The sequence below is a fragment of the Streptomyces sp. TM32 genome, from assembly GCF_004122755.1.
Classification (GTDB): domain Bacteria; phylum Actinomycetota; class Actinomycetes; order Streptomycetales; family Streptomycetaceae; genus Streptomyces; species Streptomyces sioyaensis.
Genome location: NZ_SDIG01000057.1, coordinates 1 through 16779, shown reverse-complemented (window position 1 = coordinate 16779; position 16779 = coordinate 1). Strand labels below are relative to the sequence as shown.

Sequence of the window (16779 nt, the reverse complement as noted above, 5' to 3'; positions counted from 1 at the left end):
CAACTTATCGCATGTTGGTGTGTGCAGGATGTGCCGAAGTGGGTCCAGACTGGGCACCGAGGCCGGGCAGGACGAGTCGAGGAGGATCACGAGCACGTGGACGCCGAGCTGACCAACAAGAGCCGGGAGGCGCTGAGCGCCGCCAATGAGCGGGCGGTCGCCGCCGGGCATGCGGACATGACGTCCGCCCATCTCCTGCTCGCGCTGCTGGCCGGGCAGGACAACGAGAACATCATGGACCTGCTGGCCGCCGTCGAGGCGGACGCCGCGGCGCTGCGCAACGGCGCCGACCGCCAGCTCGCCGCGCTGCCCAGCGTGCAGGGCTCGACGGTCGCGCCGCCGCAGCCGGACCGCGATCTGCTCTCCGCCATCGCGGACGCCACCCAGCGCGCCAAGGAGCTCGGTGACGCGTACGTCTCCACCGAGCATCTGCTGATCGGGATCGCCGCCAAGGGCGGGCGCACCGGCGAGCTGCTGGAGCAGCAGGGCGCCTCCGCCAAGAAGCTGCTGGCCGCCTTCGAGGCGAACCGCGGCGGGCAGCGGGTGACCAACGCCGACCCGGAGGGCACGTACAAGGCGCTGGAGAAGTTCGGTACGGACTTCACCGCGGCCGCCCGTGAGGGCAAGCTCGACCCGGTCATCGGCCGGGACCACGAGATCCGCCGCGTGGTGCAGGTGCTCTCCCGCCGTACGAAGAACAACCCGGTGCTGATCGGCGAGCCGGGCGTCGGCAAGACCGCCGTCGTCGAGGGGCTGGCGCAGCGGATCGTCAAGGGCGACGTGCCCGAGTCGCTGCGCAACAAGCGGCTGGTCGCGCTGGACCTCGGGGCGATGGTCGCGGGCGCCAAGTACCGCGGTGAGTTCGAGGAGCGGCTGAAGACCGTCCTGGCGGAGATCAAGTCCAGCGAGGGCCAGATCATCACCTTCATCGACGAGCTGCACACGGTCGTCGGCGCGGGCGCCGGCGGCGACTCGTCCATGGACGCGGGCAACATGCTCAAGCCGATGCTGGCCCGCGGTGAGCTGCGGATGGTCGGCGCGACCACCCTCGACGAGTACCGCGAGCGGATCGAGAAGGACCCGGCGCTGGAGCGGCGCTTCCAGCAGGTGCTGGTCGCCGAGCCGACCGTCGAGGACACGGTGGCCATTCTGCGCGGGCTCAAGGGCCGCTACGAGGCCCACCACAAGGTGCAGATCGCGGACTCCGCGCTGGTCGCCGCCGCCTCCCTCTCCGACCGCTACATCACCTCCCGCTTCCTGCCCGACAAGGCCATCGACCTGGTCGACGAGGCCGCCTCCCGGCTCCGGATGGAGATCGACTCCTCCCCCGTCGAGATCGACGAGCTCCAGCGTGCCGTCGACCGGCTCAAGATGGAGGAGCTGGCGCTCAGGAACGAGACCGACGCCGGCTCCGTCCAGCGCCTGGAGAAGCTGCGCAAGGACCTCGCCGACAAGGAGGAGGAGCTGCGCGGTCTGACCGCCCGGTGGGAGAAGGAGAAGCAGAGCCTCAACCGCGTCGGTGCCCTCAAGGAGAAGCTCGACGAGCTGCGCGGCCAGGCCGAGCGCGCCCAGCGCGACGGCGACTTCGACACCGCCTCCAAGCTGCTCTACGGCGAGATCCCGGGCGTGGAGCACGAGCTGGAGGAGGCGGCCGCCGCCGAGGCCGAGCAGGAGGCGTCCAAGGAGTCCATGGTCAAGGAGGAGGTCGGCCCCGACGACATCGCGGATGTGGTCGGCGCCTGGACCGGCATCCCGGCCGGCCGCCTGCTGGAGGGCGAGACCCAGAAGCTGCTGCGGATGGAGGAGGAGCTCGGCAAGCGGCTGATCGGCCAGACCGAGGCGGTACGGTCGGTCTCCGACGCCGTACGCCGCACCCGCGCCGGGATCGCCGACCCGGACCGCCCCACCGGTTCCTTCCTCTTCCTCGGCCCGACCGGCGTCGGCAAGACCGAGCTGGCCAAGGCGCTCGCGGACTTCCTCTTCGACGACGAGCGGGCGATGGTCCGGATCGACATGTCGGAGTACGGCGAGAAGCACAGTGTCGCGCGGCTGGTCGGCGCGCCGCCCGGCTACGTCGGCTACGAGGAGGGCGGCCAGCTCACGGAGGCGGTGCGCCGCCGTCCGTACTCCGTCGTGCTGCTGGACGAGGTGGAGAAGGCCCACCACGAGGTCTTCGACATCCTGCTGCAGGTCCTCGACGACGGGCGGCTCACGGACGGCCAGGGCCGCACGGTCGACTTCCGCAACACCATCCTCATCCTGACCTCCAACCTGGGCTCCGGCTTCCTGATGGACCCGCTGCTCAAGGAGGAGGAGAAGAAGGAGAAGGTGCTGGAGACGGTCCGGGCTTCCTTCCGGCCCGAGTTCCTCAACCGCCTGGACGACGTGGTGGTGTTCCATCCGCTCGGCACCGACCAGCTGCAGCGGATCGCCCGGATCCAGCTCGACCATCTGCAGCGCCGCCTCGGCGACCGCAGGCTGACGCTGGACGTCACCGACCGCGCCCTGACCTGGCTCGCCTGGCTCGGCCAGGAGCCGGTCCCCGACGCCCCCGCGCCGGACTTGTCCTACGGCGCCCGCCCGCTGCGCCGCCTGGTCCAGACGGCCATCGGTGACCCGCTCGCCCGCGCCATCCTGGCCGGTGAGGTGCTCGACGGGGACACCGTGCGGGTGGATGTGGACGGCGACCAGTTGTCTGTGGAGTCCGTGGGGCAGGGCGCGGGCTGACCGGGGCGCTGCGGCCGTGGCACCCGGCGGGCGCGCGCCGGCCCGGGTGCCGGGCCGCACGGGCGGGGCGTACCGCCGGGCCGCCCCGCAGGGCCGTCACGGCCGGTGGCCGCCCGACGGGCACCGCGTGGTCGTGTCCTTGCCCGACACCTTGCCCGCATCCACCTCGTCCCGGGTTGCCAGTACGGGGCGGATGTGGGGGAGGATGGCAGGGTCCATACGAAGGGAATTCCACGGTGAGCATCGACCCGTCCTCGATTCCGAATTTCGGGGGCCAGCCCGAACCCGAGCCGTCGGGGCCTGATGGTCCCGTCGTGCCAGACCAGGACCTGGTCAAGCAGCTCCTCGACCAGATGGAGCTGAAGTACGTCGTCGACGAGGAGGGTGACCTCGCCGCCCCGTGGGAGCAGTTCCGCACGTACTTCATGTTCCGGGGCGAGGAGGAGCAGCAGCTCTTCTCCGTTCGTACGTTCTACGACCGTCCCCACGGCATCGACGAAAAGTCGAAGCTGCTGGAGGCGATCGACGACTGGAACCGCCGGACGCTGTGGCCCAAGGCCTACACCCACACCCACGACGACGGCACGGTCCGTCTGATCGGTGAAGCATCGATGCTGATCGGCACCGGTGTCTCGCTCGAACACTTCGTGTCGAGCACGGTCAGCTGGGTTCGCGCCTCGATCGAATTCGACAAGTGGATCGTCGAGCAGCTCGGCCTGGAGGCCGAGATCGAAGGCGACTCCGACCAGAAGCCGGGTGACGACGAGGCCTGAGCCCCGTCCGTCCCACACCCACCCTGCTGCGCGGGCCCCGGAGCTTTGAGGCTCCGGGGCCCGCGTCTGTCTGGGCGTGGGGGCGGTCATCGTCGACCGTCGGGCACGCCTCGTGGCCGTCCCGCGCCTACCGGTCTCCGAGCGTTGTCACTCCCGGTCAGACTTGATCATTTTTGACTCCCTGTGGAACCCTGCTTCGTTCATTGCTCGTCCGCACGTCCGGAGTTGAGCGGACGCGGAGCCAAGGGGGGAGGCCGGCGGTGTCCATCGAGCTGCCTGGTGAAGTCGTCTGGATCATGGAGCTGATGGGCCTGGAATGGCCCGACATCGACGAGGACGAGCTGCGGGCCTGGGCCGGGCACGTGCGGGAGTTCGGGCAGGGGCTGAAGGAGTCCCACGACGGTACGGACTCCCTGCTGAAGGGCCTCGCGGACGCCTACGAGGGCGCGTCCTACGACGCCTTGCTCAGCCGATGGGGCCAGGCCTCCGGTGAACACCTGACAGTTCTGACCAACTGCTGTGACGTGCTGGCGACGGCACTGGAGGTGACGGCCACCGGCGTGGTCGTGGCCAAGGGCGTGGTCATTGCCCAACTGGTCATCACCGCCGTCGAGATGGCGGCCGCGGCCGCCGCCACGGTAGCGACGCTCGGCATCGCCGCGGCTGCCGAGGCGGCAGCCATCGAGGTCGGCAAACGCATCGTCAGAGAGGTCATCCAGGAGATCGAGGACGTCCTCATCGCCGAATTGGTCTCCATGGCGATCGAGCCCTTCCAGGCCGAGATCGAAAAGGCTGTGTCAGGCCTTGTTTTCAAGGGCGTTGACGCGGCGCTCGGTGCCGCGGGGGGTGCCGCATGAGCAAGGGGTTCCGGGCCGACACCGGGCACATGGCGAAGGCGGCCAAGGATGCCCATGGGCATGCGGAGCGGGTGGAGAGCCACAGCAGCAATCTGGACGCCAAAACGCGCGGCAGGCTGCTCGGCAAGGGCCGATTCGGGATGATCGTGGAGAAGGCCGTCCGCCCGATCATCGATTCCATGATTACGGACATGTCCAAGGCCATGGCCAGGGGGCACCGGTCGATCGGGCACGGGCTGGACATCAGCAGGAAGAACATCGACGAGGCCGAGGAAGCGATACGCAAGAACCTGCGGCGTCACAAGGACGAGCGGGACGCGGTTCACCTGAAGCTCGGTCAGCGGGTGCTGGGCGAGGACGGCTTGCGAGACAAGCACCGGGAGCGTGTCGCCGAACACGTCGATGACCTTCGTAGGCAGGGGCACGGGCCGCAGCGGCACCTCGATCCGACCGACGACATGCTGAAGGAGAGGTTGGGCAAGCCCATACGGATCGTGGATGGGAACAAGAATCCCCTCAGCGACGCTCATGGAAACCCACGGTTTCATCGGAACGGGGATGGATACTTCCAGACGGACGAGAAGATCGATCCTGCGCACGGGCCGAATGCCAGAGAACGGCTCAAGGGGGACGATCTTTACATGGATGCGGAGGACCCGTCGCGGAAGCATAAGTGTGACGCCTTCTCCACGGCCTTCGGTCCTGGCCAGGACGAGGCGTTCATGCATGCTGAACGGTACGCCCGGAGCCGGCTGGATCCCACAGACCCCAAACCGGTCGAATTCTCGCCCGAGGAGGCTTGGGGCCCCGGAACCGATCACCACGAGCGATTCCGCGGCTTCTATATAGATCGGAATAAGCCATTTCTTCCGGACGGGAGTATGAACTACCGGCCGGTGGACTTTCAGGGAGCGAAGATAGTCGCAGTCTTCAGACCGGACGGTAATGGAGGACACAGAATGGTGACGATGTTTCCGCAGCCAGTGAAAGAGCGCAATGCATGAGCTTCCCAGAAGATATCCCACACTTTGTGGAGGATCGGGACGTCGGTACATTTTTCAGGATTACACTCAATGTCGAGTTCATTGACGATATTGCTCGGGCCAGGGGCAGTGTGATCCGAACCGACAAAAAGAAGGGCGAGGTGTTCCGAGACACGCCCTTCGCCCGACATCTGCGGGAGGCGTTGGAATACCTGCTGCGCGAGCGGCCGGCCGACCCGACGGAGTGGGCGCTGATGACGGGAGTGTCCTTTTGGGAGGACGACCGTCTGTACGCTTACCTGCAGGATCTCTACGACTACTTCTACGGCGACCGTAAGGAGCCCCCCGTGGCCCCGGACCCGGAGGCGCCGCCGCCGGAGAAGTTCTGGACGTAACGGTGGCCCGGTGCGCCGCCGGGCCATGCGAAGACGATCCCCGCTCACGCCACCCACCTTCACGGACGGAGTCCCACCCCCATGTCGATCCGCGACGAGCTGCCGCCCCGCACCGGCCCGTGGGCGAGCCGTTTCGACACCGAGGAAGCCATGGTCCAAGCGGACGACGCCCTGCGTGCGGCGGCGTTGAAGAATCACGACCTCTCGCCGATTCTGCCGTTCGAGGCCGTTTACGGAGAGGGCGAGAACTGCCTGGGGAAGGCCACGGCGATCACCATCGATCCCCGGCGGCCGTACAGCCCCAGCGGTGAAGTGAACTACGTCTACGCGGACTTCTCGACGCGCGGCCTGCTGTACGGGGTTTATCGCCCTGCCCAGGAACTGGAGAACGAGGACGGGCCGGAGAACGACGCCGACCTGCGGAACACCACGCTCTACCCGTACCCGGGCGGATACGAGGAGATAGACCCGGTCACCGCCCCGCTGGCCGACCTGGGGCTGGACGTACCCGGCATCGACCGCCGCTTTCTGCATTTCTGTGCGGGAATTCTCGGGGTCGAGGCCGTCGACGATCTCGGCATGCTGCGGGGGACATTCGATGCGGCCTGGCCCGATTACCGGCAAACGATTCGCGCGGGGCTCATGCACCTCGTGACGAACGAGCCGCTGACGGTGGAGCAGTGGTTCGGGCTGACCTATGTGCGCTTCCCCGACCAGCGGGAGCTGCGGGCCTATCTCGCGCAGGTCTATGCCTACCTCTTCGAGGATTTCGAGGCCATGCCGCTCGCTCCGCAGTGAGTCGGTGGGGAGGCGTGCTGCCCCGGCCGTGACGACGGCCGGGGCCCTGGCCGGCTGCCGTCAGAGACGCTTCAAGCGGTCTGCCGCCTCCTGGAGCACCTCGGGGCTCTTGCAGAACGCGAACCGCACGAAGGGTGCTCCCACCTCCTTGTGGTCGTAGAAGACGGCGTTGGGGATGGCGACGACGCCGGCGCGTTCGGGGAGGGCGCGGCAGAAGGCGAAGCCGTCGTCGTGGCCGAGGGGGCGGATGTCGGTGGTGATGAAGTAGGTGCCGGAGGGCCGGTAGACGCGGAAGCCGGCCTCGGACAGCCCGTGGGCCAGGATGTCGCGCTTGGCCCGCAGGTCGTCCCGTAGTCCGGTGAAGTAGTCGTCGGGGAGGGCGAGCGCCTCGGCGACGGCGTACTGAAACGGGCCGGCGGAGACATAGGTGAGGAACTGCTTCGCCGAGCGGACGGCGTTGATCAGCTCCGGGGGCGCGGTGGCCCAGCCGACCTTCCAGCCGGTGAAGGAGAAGGTCTTGCCGGCCGAACCGATGGTGACCGTGCGTTCGCGCATGCCGGGGAACGAGGCGAGCGGCAGATGCGCGCCCTCGAACACCAGGTGCTCGTAGACCTCGTCGGTGATGACGAGGAGGTCGCGCTCGACGGCGAGGCGGGCGATCTCGGTGAGTTCCTCGGGGGACAGGACCGTGCCGGTGGGGTTGTGCGGGGTGTTCAGGAGGATGAGGCGGGTGCGGTCGGTGACGGCGTCGCGCAGCTCGTCGAGGTCGAGGCGGTAGGCGCCGGCCTCCGGGTCCGGGCGCAGGGTCACCGGGACGCGCCGGCCGCCCGCCATCGCGATGCACGCGGCGTACGAGTCGTAGTACGGCTCCAGCGCGATGACCTCGTCGCCCGGCTCCAGCAGTGCCAGCAGCGCGGCGGCGATGGCTTCGGTGGCGCCCGCGGTGACCAGGACCTCGGTGTCGGGGTCGTACGACAGGCCGCGGTGTCCGTAGAAGCGCTCCTGGTGGGCGGCGACGGCGGTGCGCAGTTCCGGGATGCCGGGGCCGGGCGGGTACTGGTTGCCGCGTCCGTCGCGCAGGGCGCGCACCGCGGCCTCCCTGACCTCTTCCGGCCCGTCGGCGTCGGGGAAGCCCTGGCCGAGGTTGATGGAGCCGGTCCGTACGGCGAGTGCCGACATCTCGGCGAAGATCGTGGTGCCGAATTCGGCGAGGCGGCGGTTGAGCAGCGGTCGGTCCATGCCCGCCATCCTCCGCCGAACCTCTGGAGTTCCTCAACTGTGCTTTGAGACCGCGCGGCCGGGGCATCAGCCCGCACGAAGGACAGTGACGGCCGTCGACGAGGACGGCCACCGGCGCGGGACGGCGCCGGCGCGGCGCACGGGGCGCCGGACGGAGCGGATGCGCCCCCACTGCCCAAAGGGCGTGGGGGGTGCCCCACGCTTCGGGGGAACGAAAGGAGTGTGAGGCACATGGGAATCGTGATGTTCCTCGTGATCTGCGCGGCGGTCATCGGGCTGGTGGCAGGGTTTGCGCGCAGCGGCGCCGGGCGGGGAGGCAGCTCCGGCGGTGCGGCCGGCGGAAGCTGGTGGGCCGGCGGTGACGGGGGCTCGGGCGGCGGGCACCACGGACACGGCGGGGGCCACCACGGCGGGTGCGGCGGCGGCCACTCCTGCGGGGGCGGTGGCTGCGGTGGCGGTGGTGGCTGCGGTGGCGGAGGCGGCGGTTCCTGACCCGCCGGCGGGCCGCTCACACCGCACTATGCGGGTGGCTCATCGCTGCCGCATATGCGCACGGCGGGCGTGGAGGGAAGCCTCAACGCCCGCCTTACGTATGGGTGTTGAACAACTGAACTGCAAGGCCCCCGAGCGGATGTAAACCCGGGGGGAGATGGGTAAAAGTGCTGTGGGCGACCGGACTTTCATGATTCCCTCTTCATCAGAGAATTCCCCACGTTCTCCGATCCCGCGTGGGCACGAGCCGGCAGGCAGTCGTACATTCCTGATCCTTCTTGGGCGGGCCGGCCCACCATTCCACTGCGTGCTTGCGGAGCCGACCCATGCTCACCACTTTGACGACGGCGTACACCGATACCCGTGCATCCGACCTGGCCTGGGCGCTGGGCAGGGAACCCCTGCCCGCGCTCGCCGTACTCGACCTCCAACTCCACGGCGTGCAGCTGCAGTTGAGGCTGCTCGGCGCCTCTCACCAGGTGCTTCTTGAGGAGGAGCGCGGCACGTGCTCCGAAACGGTCGCCTGTATGCCGGGCAGCAGCACACCGCTGCCACTCGGTGTGGCGAAGCGGCTGGGGGACTGGGAGTACGAGTTCGCCGCCCATGTGGAGAACCTCTCGCGCGGCTCGTTCGCCGGGCGGGCGCAGGAGTTGCTGGCGCTGGTGGCCGAGCATCCGCACGGCCTCGCCGGTACGTTCCCCGGCTCGCCGCACGCCTTCACGGCGATGCTGGCGCAGTGTCAGCAGGGGCAGGTGCGCTGGCGGACCTGGCACGCGTATCCGCAGGAGGGCCGCTTGGTGGCCACCCGCACCCGCGTGGGCGTACGTGCGGCGGTCGCGGCGGTCTAGCGGCGGCCGGGCGAAAGTGACCGGTCCGGTCGACAGGAGGGTGTGGGGGCGTGGGCGGTGCGAGGAGCGCGAGGGTGCTGCGCCGGGGGCGTGGCGGTCCGGGCTGGGGGCGTGGAGGTCCGGCGGGGCGTGAAGGCTGGCGTGCGCGCGGTCTGCGCGGTGCGGGTGCCCCTGCGGTGCCGTGTGCGGCGCCCCGGCCTCAACTCCCGTGCGGGGCCCGCAGACTGTACTCGTGTGGGTGACGGAGAGGTACGGAACCGTCACGTAACGTTCACGCATGATCGACCCGCCAGAGCCCGCTCCCACCGGAGTCGTCGGGCCGCCGGAGGACCTGACACCGGCGCGGCTGCCCGTGCCGGCCGGTCTCGGCCGGCTGCTTGTCCTCGGCGTCGTCTTCGTCTGCGCCGCCTGCGGTCTGGTCTATGAGCTCGAACTCGTCGCCCTGGCCACGTACTTGGTGGGCGACTCCGTCACCCAGGCATCCGTCGTGCTGTCCGTCATGGTCTTCGCGATGGGCGTCGGTGCGCTGCTCGCCAAGCGGCTGCGGTGTCGGGCCGCGGTCGGCTTCGGGGCGGTCGAGGCGGGCCTTGCCCTGGTCGGCGGCGCCTCCGCGATGGCGCTGTACGCCTGCTTCGCGTGGTTCGGCCAGTCCCGTTCCGCGCTCGTCGGCTTCTCACTGGCCATCGGCATCCTGATCGGCGCCGAGGTGCCGCTGCTGATGACGCTGATCCAGCGGGTGCGCCGGCAGGACGCGGGCGGTGCGGTCGCCGACCTCTTCGCCGCGGACTATGTCGGCGCGCTCGTCGGTGGCCTGGCGTTTCCCTTCCTCCTGCTGCCGAGCTTCGGCCAGCTGACCGGCGCCCTGCTCACCGGCGGCGTCAACGCGGTGGCCGGCGGGGTGCTGGTGCTGTGGCTCTTCCGCCGCGATCTGACCGCCCGCGCCCGCTGGGCGCTGCTCGGCGCCAATGCCCTGGTCCTCGCGCTGCTGGCCACGGGCATGGTGCTGGCCACGCCGTTCGAACGGGCCGCCCGGCAGGCGGTGTACGGCTCCTCGGCGCGGGTGGCGGTGCAGACCGGCATCCAGGAGGTGGTGATGACCGGCGGCACGGGTGGCGGGGCCGGCGGGGGGCGGGGGAGGAAAGGTTCCGGCGGGCCGCTTGCGCTGTATCTGGACGGCCGGCTGCGGGTCAGCGCGGAGACCGAGTTCCGTTACCACGAGGCGCTGGTGCATCCGGCGATGGCGGGTGGCCCGCACCACCGGGTGCTGGTCCTCGGCGGCGGCGACGGTCTCGCGGTGCGCGAGATCCTCCGCTATCGCTCGGTCCGCTCGGTGACCGTCGTCGAACTCGACCCGGGTGTCCTGCATTTGGCGCGGACCGACCCCGGCCTCTCCCGGCTCAACCGGCACTCGCTCAGCGATCCGCGGGTGACGGTGGTGACCGAGGACGCCTTCGACTGGCTGCGGGAGCAGGGGATGCGCGGCGGCGGCCGGCGGCCGGCCCCGTACGACGTCATCGTCTCCGATCTGCCCGACCCCGGGATCGCCGCGAGCACCAAGCTCTACTCCCAGGAGTTCTACGGCCTCGCGGCGCGGATGCTGGCCGAGGACGGGCGGCTGGTGGTGCACGCCGGGCCGCCGGTCGAGCGGGCGCGGCTGTATTGGACGGTGGAGGCGACCGTCCGCTCGGTGGGTCTGGCGACCGTGCCGTACCGCCTGCCCGGCCAGCCCGCGTCCTTCTACGGCGGCCCGGACCGCGCGGCGCAGCCCCTGCCGCTGGTGGACGCGGAGGTGCCCGCCGCCGCGCCCTCGGCCGGCCGGGGCCGCTACTGGGGCTTCGTCCTGGCCGCGCGGCACCGCCCGCGGTTCGGCCTGGCGCCCGACGCACCCCCGCTGGGGGGCCTGGGCCGGGAGGAACTGGAGGCCGGCCGGCGTGGGGTGGCCCGGGGCCGGATCCCGGGGCTGCCGGCGTCGACGCTGATACATCCGCGCTATCTGGGGTGAGCTGATACGTCCGCGCTCTCTGGATCGAGCGGGCGCCCACCGGATCCGGGAGCGCCTCTGGGTGAGGCGCCGTGGTGGCGGAGCGTGCGGGTGCGGGCCGGTGCGCGGAAAACCTTGCGCGGGCGGGCACGGGTGCGGGCGCGCTGGGTAGGCTCCCATGTCATGGAGCATGAGGTGTACGTTCCGTTTCCCGTCGGGACCGTGCGGCAGGCGCTCACCGAGCCCGAGCGGGTGGCGCGCTGTGTCCCAGGAGTCCAGCTCGATGCCGAGGCGGTCCCCCGGCGCCCGGAGGGACGGCTGCGGCTACGTATCGGAAGCTCCACCATCACCTACCGCGGTTCGCTGACGGTCGCCGCCGCGGACGTCGAGCCCGGTGACGACGCCGCGGCCGTGGTGGCCGTCGAGGCGAAGGGCGCCGAGTCGCGCGGGGACGGGGCGGCGGTGCTGTCCTTGACCCTGCGGCTCTTCCCGGCCACCGAGCCGGGTCCCGGTACACGACTGGTCTGCTCCGGCACGGTCCACAGCGACGGCCGGCTCGCCGAGGCCACCGACCAGTCCGCTGCGGCCGCCGGCCGCCGGCTGCTGGACCGCTTCGCGGAGCACCTCACGGAGGATCTGCGGCAGCGGCCGGTGGCGGAGGCGTCCGGGGAGGACGGTCAGGCCGGTCCGGTGCCCGGGGTGTCCGACGCCGAGGTGCTGCCGCCGTCCTTGGATGCGCTCAGTGACGAGGACGCCCTCGGGACGGCGGACATCGGTGAGGTGGCCGGTGCCGAGGACCTCGATGCCGTCGAGGACCTCGACGTGGACGACGCGGCGGACGCCTTCCACGCCGCGCACGAGGCGCGCCCCGAGCACGCGTACGGCCATGACGAGGACGGGATCGCCCCCGCCGAGGCCGCGCACGCCCGCCGGACGATGATCGGCCGCAGCGCGGAGGAGGTCGACCACGCCCCGCCGCGCGGGCGGTACGCCCCGGTGCCGGCGCCGGAGCCGAACGCCACCTCGATGACGCTGCGCTGGGCGGCGCCCGCCGCCGCGGTCGTGCTGGCGTCCGCCGTGGTCGTCGGCCGGGTGCTGCGCCGACGCCGCTGACCTTGCTGTGACGAGCCGAGGCGGAGTGAGCGCAGTGCTTGGCGGCGTGCGCTGATCCACCAGGGATGACGGGACAGCCCTTAGGGTCGCTTCCGTGAGTACCGACAACACCACGCAGAGCGCAGCGCGGGCCGAGGCGCCGGAGGGCGTACGGCTGGCCGCCGGAGACGCCGAAGTGATCGTCCGGCCGGACCACGGCTGCCGGATCGCCGGCCTCCGCGTCGGCGGTACGGAGCTGCTGCGGCAAGGCGACCATTACGGCTGCTTCCCGATGGTTCCGTGGTGCGGCAGGCTCGATCACGGGCAGTTCCGCAGCGGTGTCGCCCTCGGGGCGGGGGCGCACGGCGGCGGTGAACTGCACCAGATGCCGCTCAATGCCGCACCGCATGCCATCCATGGCACCGGCCGCAACCTCCGCTGGCGGACGGCGCGTTCGAGCGCCACGGAGGCGGTCTTCACCTATGAGCTCACCGATCCGGCGGCTCCCTGGCCGTACCCGGGGCGGGTCACCCAGCTCGTCGAACTCGCCGAGGACGGCGGCTCGCTCACCCTGACCATGGGCATCGAGACGATCGATGACTCCTTCCCCGCCCAGGCCGGCTGGCACCCCTGGTTCCGGCGGAACCTGGGGGAGGGCGGCGAGGACGTCCGTCTCGACTTCGCGCCCGAGTGGCAGGAGGAGCGGGGCGAGGACCATCTCCCGACCGGTCGGCGGATCCCGCCGACGCCGGGCCCCTGGGACGACTGCTTCGGTATGCCGCGGGGCGTCGAGGCCACGCTCACCTGGCCGGGCCGGCTGCAGCTGAAGATCAGCAGCCGTGCCGAGTGGGTGGTGGTCTACGACGAGCAGGAGGCCGCGGTCTGTGTCGAGCCGCAGTCCGGGCCGCCGAACGGCCTCAACACCATGCCGCGCCTGGTCACGCCCATCGACCCGCTGGAGATCTCCATGACCTGGAGCTGGCGGAGCCTGTCCGGGGAGACCGCATAAGCTCGTGCGTATGAGTGACGACGTGCGCGGTGCGCTGCTGCAGCAGATCAAGGACAAGGCCGTGGTGCACGGCAAGGTGACGCTTTCCTCCGGCAAGGAGGCCGACTACTACATCGACCTGCGCCGGATCACCCTGGACGGCGAGGCCGCGCCGCTGGTCGGTCAGCTGATGCTGGACCTGACCGCCGAGCTGGACTACGACGCGGTCGGTGGGCTCACGCTCGGTGCCGACCCGGTCGCGACCTCGATGCTGCACGCCTCCGCCGCGCGCGGCCGGCGGCTGGACTCCTTCGTCGTCCGCAAGGCGCAGAAGGCGCACGGTATGCAGCGCCGTATCGAGGGCCCGGACATCACGGGCCGCCGGGTCCTGGTCGTCGAGGACACCTCCACGACCGGCGGCTCGCCGCTGACCGCCGTCGAGGCGGCGCGGGAGGCGGGCGCCGAGGTCGTCGCGGTGGCGACGATCGTGGACCGGGGCGCCGCGTCGGCCATCGCCGAGGCGGGTCTGCCGTACCTCACCGGCTACCAGCTCGGTGACCTCGGCCTGGGCTGAGGTCCGGCCGAGCCCGCTCCGGCGTGCGCAACGGCTCTGAACTGCGGGTTTGTCGAGGGGCGGCTGGTTTCACGTGAAACCGGCCGCCCACTGTGCGAGACGGCCGGGCAGGCGATGCGGCCCGAGGGGCCTCGTCTGGGAAGATGTGCTCGGCGAAGTCCTCGCCCCCTGGTCAGGGCCAAGAGCGCATACCCACACACAAGGAGCGGACAGATGCCCATCGCAACCCCCGAGGTCTACAACGAGATGCTGGACCGGGCCAAGGCAGGAAAGTTCGCCTACCCGGCCATCAACGTCACGTCGACGCAGACGCTGCACGCCGCGCTGCGTGGCTTCGCCGAGGCCGAGAGCGACGGCATCATCCAGATCTCCACCGGTGGTGCGGAGTTCCTGGGCGGCCAGTACAAGAAGGACATGGTGACCGGCGCGGTCGCGCTCGCCGAGTTCGCCCACGTCGTGGCCGACAAGTACGACGTCACGGTCGCGCTGCACACCGACCACTGCCCCAAGGACAAGCTCGACGGCTACGTTCGCCCGCTGCTGGACATTTCCGCGGAGCGCGTGGCCAAGGGCCAGAACCCGCTCTTCCAGTCCCACATGTGGGACGGCTCGGCCGAGAACCTGGCCGACAACCTGGCCATCGGCCAGGAGCTGCTCGCCAAGGCCGCCGCCGCCAAGATCATTCTTGAGGTCGAGATCACCCCGACCGGTGGCGAGGAGGACGGCGTCACCCACGAGATCAACGACGAGCTCTACACCACGGTCGACGACGCGCTGCGCACCGCCGAGGCGCTCGGCCTGGGCGAGAAGGGCCGCTACCTGCTCGCCGCCTCCTTCGGCAACGTCCACGGCGTCTACAAGCCGGGCAACGTCGTGCTCCGCCCCGAGCTGCTGAAGGACCTCCAGGAGGGCGTCGGCGCCAAGTACGGCAAGTCCGCCCCGTTCGACTTCGTCTTCCACGGCGGCTCCGGCTCCACCGAGCAGGAGATCGCCACGGCGCTGGAGAACGGCGTGGTCAAGATGAACCTGGACACCGACACCCAGTACGCCTTCACCCGCCCCGTCGCGGACCACATGTTCCGCAACTACGACGGTGTGCTGAAGGTCGACGGCGAGGTCGGCAACAAGAAGACCTACGACCCGCGCAGCTGGGGCAAGCTGGCCGAGGCCGGCATGGCCAAGCGCGTCACCGAGGCCTGCACCCACCTGCGCTCGGCCGGCACCAAGATCAAGTAGCCCGTCCCTTACGGGTCCGAGGGCCCCGCGTCTCCGGGAGAGATGCGGGGTCTTCGCCGTGCAGAGCGCCCTGCCGCCGGGCAAGCTCGCGGTATGAGTGCACGGCAGGAGTCCACGGCTCCCGGCGGCGTCCGGCTGACCTCGGCACAGGGCCGGTGGGTGCTGGCGACGGCCGTGCTGGGGTCCGGCATGGCGATGCTCGACAGCACCGTCGTCAATGTCGCCCTGCCCAGGATCGGCGAGGATCTCAACGCCGATCTGGCCGTGCTCCAGTGGACGGTCACCGCCTACATGCTCACCCTCTCCTCGCTGATCCTGCTGGGCGGTGCGCTCGGCGACCGGTTCGGCCGGCGCCGGGTGTTCGTGATCGGCGTGGTGTGGTTCGCCGCGGCCTCGCTGCTGTGCGGGCTCGCGCCGCATGCCGGGGTGCTGATCGCGGCCCGGGCGCTGCAGGGCGTGGGCGGTGCGCTGCTCACCCCCGGCTCGCTGGCGCTGATCCAGGCTGTCTTCCACCCCGACGACCGGGCGCGGGCGGTCGGCGCCTGGTCCGGGCTCGGCGGGGTGGCCGCGGCCGTCGGCCCGTTCATCGGCGGCTGGCTGGTGGACGGCGCCGGCTGGCGCTGGGTGTTCTTCCTGAACGTGCCGCTGGCGGCGGTGTGCGTGCCGGTGGCGCTGCGGCACGTACCGGAGACCCGGGAGCGGGACGCCCGCGAGCGGCGTGGCTTCGATGTACCGGGCGCGGTCCTGGGGGCGCTGGCGCTGGCCGGGGTGACCTATGCGCTGATCGCCGCGCCGGACGGGGGCGCGTCGCCGGGCGTGATCCTGCCCGCCGTCATCGGGGTGCTGCTCGGGGTGCTCTTTCTCCAGGTCGAACGGCGGAGCCCGGACCCGATGCTGCCGCCGGCCATCTTCGGGATCCGGCTGTTCTCCGTGGTCAACGTGGTGACGGTGTGCGTCTACGCCGCCTTCGGCGGGTTCTTCTTCCTGGCCGTGCTCCAGCTCCAGGTCGTGGTGGGCTACTCCGCGCTGCAGGCCGGTACGGCGCTGCTGCCCACCACCGTGCTGATGCTGCTGCTGTCCGCCCGCTCCGGGGCGCTGGGGCAGCGCATCGGGCCCCGGATCCCGCTCACCGTCGGGCCGCTGCTGTGTGCCGCGGGGATGCTGCTGATGACCCGGGCGGGCCGCGGCGCCTCGTACCTCACCGACGTGCTCCCCGCGCTGGTGGTGCTGGGCGCGGGGATGGTGACCCTGGTCGCCCCGCTGACCTCGACCGTGTTGGCGTCGGTGGACGTGGACCGGGCGGGCCTGGCCAGCGGCATCAACAACGCGGCGGCCCGGGCCGCGAGCCTGATGGCGGTCGCCGCGCTGCCGCTGCTGGCGGGCATCGGCCCGGAGGCCTACCGCTCGGCGGACGAGTTCGGGGCGGCCTTCCGGCGGGCGATGCCGCTGTGTGCCGGGATCCTGGTGGTCGGCGGGCTGATCGCCTGGCTGACGGTGCGCACCCCGGCGCTGCGGGCCGCCGAGCCGGCCCCCGCGGAGCGGTGTCACCCGGAGTGCGTCTACCACTGCGGGGTGAGTGCACCGCCGCTGGATCCGGGCGAGGCCCCGGCGCTGGAGGCGGAGCGGCCACCGGCCGGCGGCGAGGGGCTGCCAGGTGGGAGCGGCAGCCGGTGAGGGGCCGCCGGGCGGGAGCGGCCACCGGGCGGGAGCGGCAGCCGGGCGGGAGCGGCCACCGGGCGGGAGCGGCAGCCGGTGAGCCGCCGCGACCCCCGTCCGCACCCGGGCCGGTCCCACCC

Annotated in this window: 14 protein-coding genes; 13 read left to right on the top strand and 1 reads right to left on the bottom strand. The window is 71.0% G+C overall.

Annotated features, from left to right (window positions below):
* Positions 1-96 precede the first annotated feature (96 nt).
* The 6 genes from clpB (at position 97) to EST92_RS15260 (ending at position 6533) form a co-directional block, all read left to right on the top strand.
* Positions 97-2727 carry an ATP-dependent chaperone ClpB gene (clpB, locus tag EST92_RS15285; RefSeq protein WP_129281486.1) on the top strand — a complete coding sequence of 877 codons (2631 nt, stop codon included), beginning with the start codon at positions 97-99 and terminating at the stop codon, positions 2725-2727.
* A 236-nt stretch (positions 2728-2963) separates the two neighbouring features.
* Positions 2964-3500 (top strand): YbjN domain-containing protein, encoded by a 537-nt coding sequence (locus EST92_RS15280; protein WP_129247837.1) that lies wholly within the window; start codon positions 2964-2966, stop codon positions 3498-3500.
* Positions 3501-3760: 260 nt separating this feature from the next.
* Positions 3761-4357, top strand: coding sequence for a hypothetical protein (locus EST92_RS15275; protein WP_129281485.1), 597 nt, complete (start codon positions 3761-3763; stop codon positions 4355-4357).
* Entirely contained in the window at positions 4354-5361 is a 1008-nt protein-coding gene (locus tag EST92_RS15270; RefSeq protein ID WP_129281484.1) for a hypothetical protein, read from the top strand. Before EST92_RS15275 ends, EST92_RS15270 begins: the two co-directional genes overlap by 4 nt.
* Positions 5358-5735, top strand: coding sequence for a hypothetical protein (locus tag EST92_RS15265; RefSeq protein ID WP_254068825.1), 378 nt, complete (start codon positions 5358-5360; stop codon positions 5733-5735). Before EST92_RS15270 ends, EST92_RS15265 begins: the two co-directional genes overlap by 4 nt.
* An 81-nt stretch (positions 5736-5816) precedes the next feature.
* Positions 5817-6533 carry a hypothetical protein gene (locus tag EST92_RS15260; RefSeq protein WP_129281483.1) on the top strand — a complete coding sequence of 239 codons (717 nt, stop codon included), beginning with the start codon at positions 5817-5819 and terminating at the stop codon, positions 6531-6533.
* 60 nt (positions 6534-6593) lie between these two features.
* Here EST92_RS15260 and EST92_RS15255 read toward each other — a convergent pair whose 3' ends face one another.
* Positions 6594-7772: a pyridoxal phosphate-dependent aminotransferase gene (locus EST92_RS15255; RefSeq protein ID WP_129281482.1), complete on the bottom strand. Its 1179-nt coding sequence runs from the start codon at positions 7770-7772 to the stop codon at positions 6594-6596.
* An 818-nt stretch (positions 7773-8590) separates the two neighbouring features.
* On the opposite strand from EST92_RS15255, the gene EST92_RS15245 reads away from it, so the two are divergent.
* The 7 genes from EST92_RS15245 (at position 8591) to EST92_RS15215 (ending at position 16657) form a co-directional block, all read left to right on the top strand.
* Positions 8591-9112: a DUF2617 family protein gene (locus EST92_RS15245; protein WP_129281480.1), complete on the top strand. Its 522-nt coding sequence runs from the start codon at positions 8591-8593 to the stop codon at positions 9110-9112.
* A 277-nt stretch (positions 9113-9389) separates the two neighbouring features.
* Positions 9390-11114: a polyamine aminopropyltransferase gene (locus EST92_RS15240; RefSeq protein ID WP_129281479.1), complete on the top strand. Its 1725-nt coding sequence runs from the start codon at positions 9390-9392 to the stop codon at positions 11112-11114.
* A 162-nt stretch (positions 11115-11276) separates the two neighbouring features.
* Positions 11277-12206: an SRPBCC domain-containing protein gene (locus EST92_RS15235; RefSeq protein WP_129281478.1), complete on the top strand. Its 930-nt coding sequence runs from the start codon at positions 11277-11279 to the stop codon at positions 12204-12206.
* Positions 12207-12300: 94 nt separating this feature from the next.
* Positions 12301-13194 carry an aldose 1-epimerase gene (locus EST92_RS15230; RefSeq protein ID WP_129281477.1) on the top strand — a complete coding sequence of 298 codons (894 nt, stop codon included), beginning with the start codon at positions 12301-12303 and terminating at the stop codon, positions 13192-13194.
* Between the two features lie 10 nt (positions 13195-13204).
* Positions 13205-13747: an orotate phosphoribosyltransferase gene (pyrE, locus tag EST92_RS15225; RefSeq protein WP_006604647.1), complete on the top strand. Its 543-nt coding sequence runs from the start codon at positions 13205-13207 to the stop codon at positions 13745-13747.
* A gap of 213 nt (positions 13748-13960) precedes the next feature.
* Positions 13961-14983, top strand: coding sequence for a class II fructose-bisphosphate aldolase (fbaA, locus tag EST92_RS15220; RefSeq protein WP_129281476.1), 1023 nt, complete (start codon positions 13961-13963; stop codon positions 14981-14983).
* Positions 14984-15076: 93 nt separating this feature from the next.
* The gene (locus EST92_RS15215; protein WP_129281475.1) at positions 15077-16657 is read left to right on the top strand and encodes an MFS transporter; all 1581 of its coding nucleotides are present in this window, start codon (positions 15077-15079) and stop codon (positions 16655-16657) included.
* Positions 16658-16779: the final 122 nt, after the last annotated feature.

What these genes read in the sequence shown, in the direction of transcription:
- EST92_RS15270 (WP_129281484.1), top strand. Translation starts at nt 4,354, where the DNA reads ATGAGCAAGGGGTTCCGGGCCGACACCGGGCACATGGCGAAGGCGGCC.
- EST92_RS15265 (WP_254068825.1), top strand. Translation starts at nt 5,358, where the DNA reads ATGAGCTTCCCAGAAGATATCCCACACTTTGTGGAGGATCGGGACGTC.
- EST92_RS15260 (WP_129281483.1), top strand. Translation starts at nt 5,817, where the DNA reads ATGTCGATCCGCGACGAGCTGCCGCCCCGCACCGGCCCGTGGGCGAGC.
- EST92_RS15255 (WP_129281482.1), bottom strand. Translation starts at nt 7,772, where the DNA reads ATGGACCGACCGCTGCTCAACCGCCGCCTCGCCGAATTCGGCACCACG.
- EST92_RS15245 (WP_129281480.1), top strand. Translation starts at nt 8,591, where the DNA reads ATGCTCACCACTTTGACGACGGCGTACACCGATACCCGTGCATCCGAC.
- EST92_RS15240 (WP_129281479.1), top strand. Translation starts at nt 9,390, where the DNA reads ATGATCGACCCGCCAGAGCCCGCTCCCACCGGAGTCGTCGGGCCGCCG.
- EST92_RS15235 (WP_129281478.1), top strand. Translation starts at nt 11,277, where the DNA reads ATGGAGCATGAGGTGTACGTTCCGTTTCCCGTCGGGACCGTGCGGCAG.
- pyrE (WP_006604647.1), top strand. Translation starts at nt 13,205, where the DNA reads ATGAGTGACGACGTGCGCGGTGCGCTGCTGCAGCAGATCAAGGACAAG.
- fbaA (WP_129281476.1), top strand. Translation starts at nt 13,961, where the DNA reads ATGCCCATCGCAACCCCCGAGGTCTACAACGAGATGCTGGACCGGGCC.
- EST92_RS15215 (WP_129281475.1), top strand. Translation starts at nt 15,077, where the DNA reads ATGAGTGCACGGCAGGAGTCCACGGCTCCCGGCGGCGTCCGGCTGACC.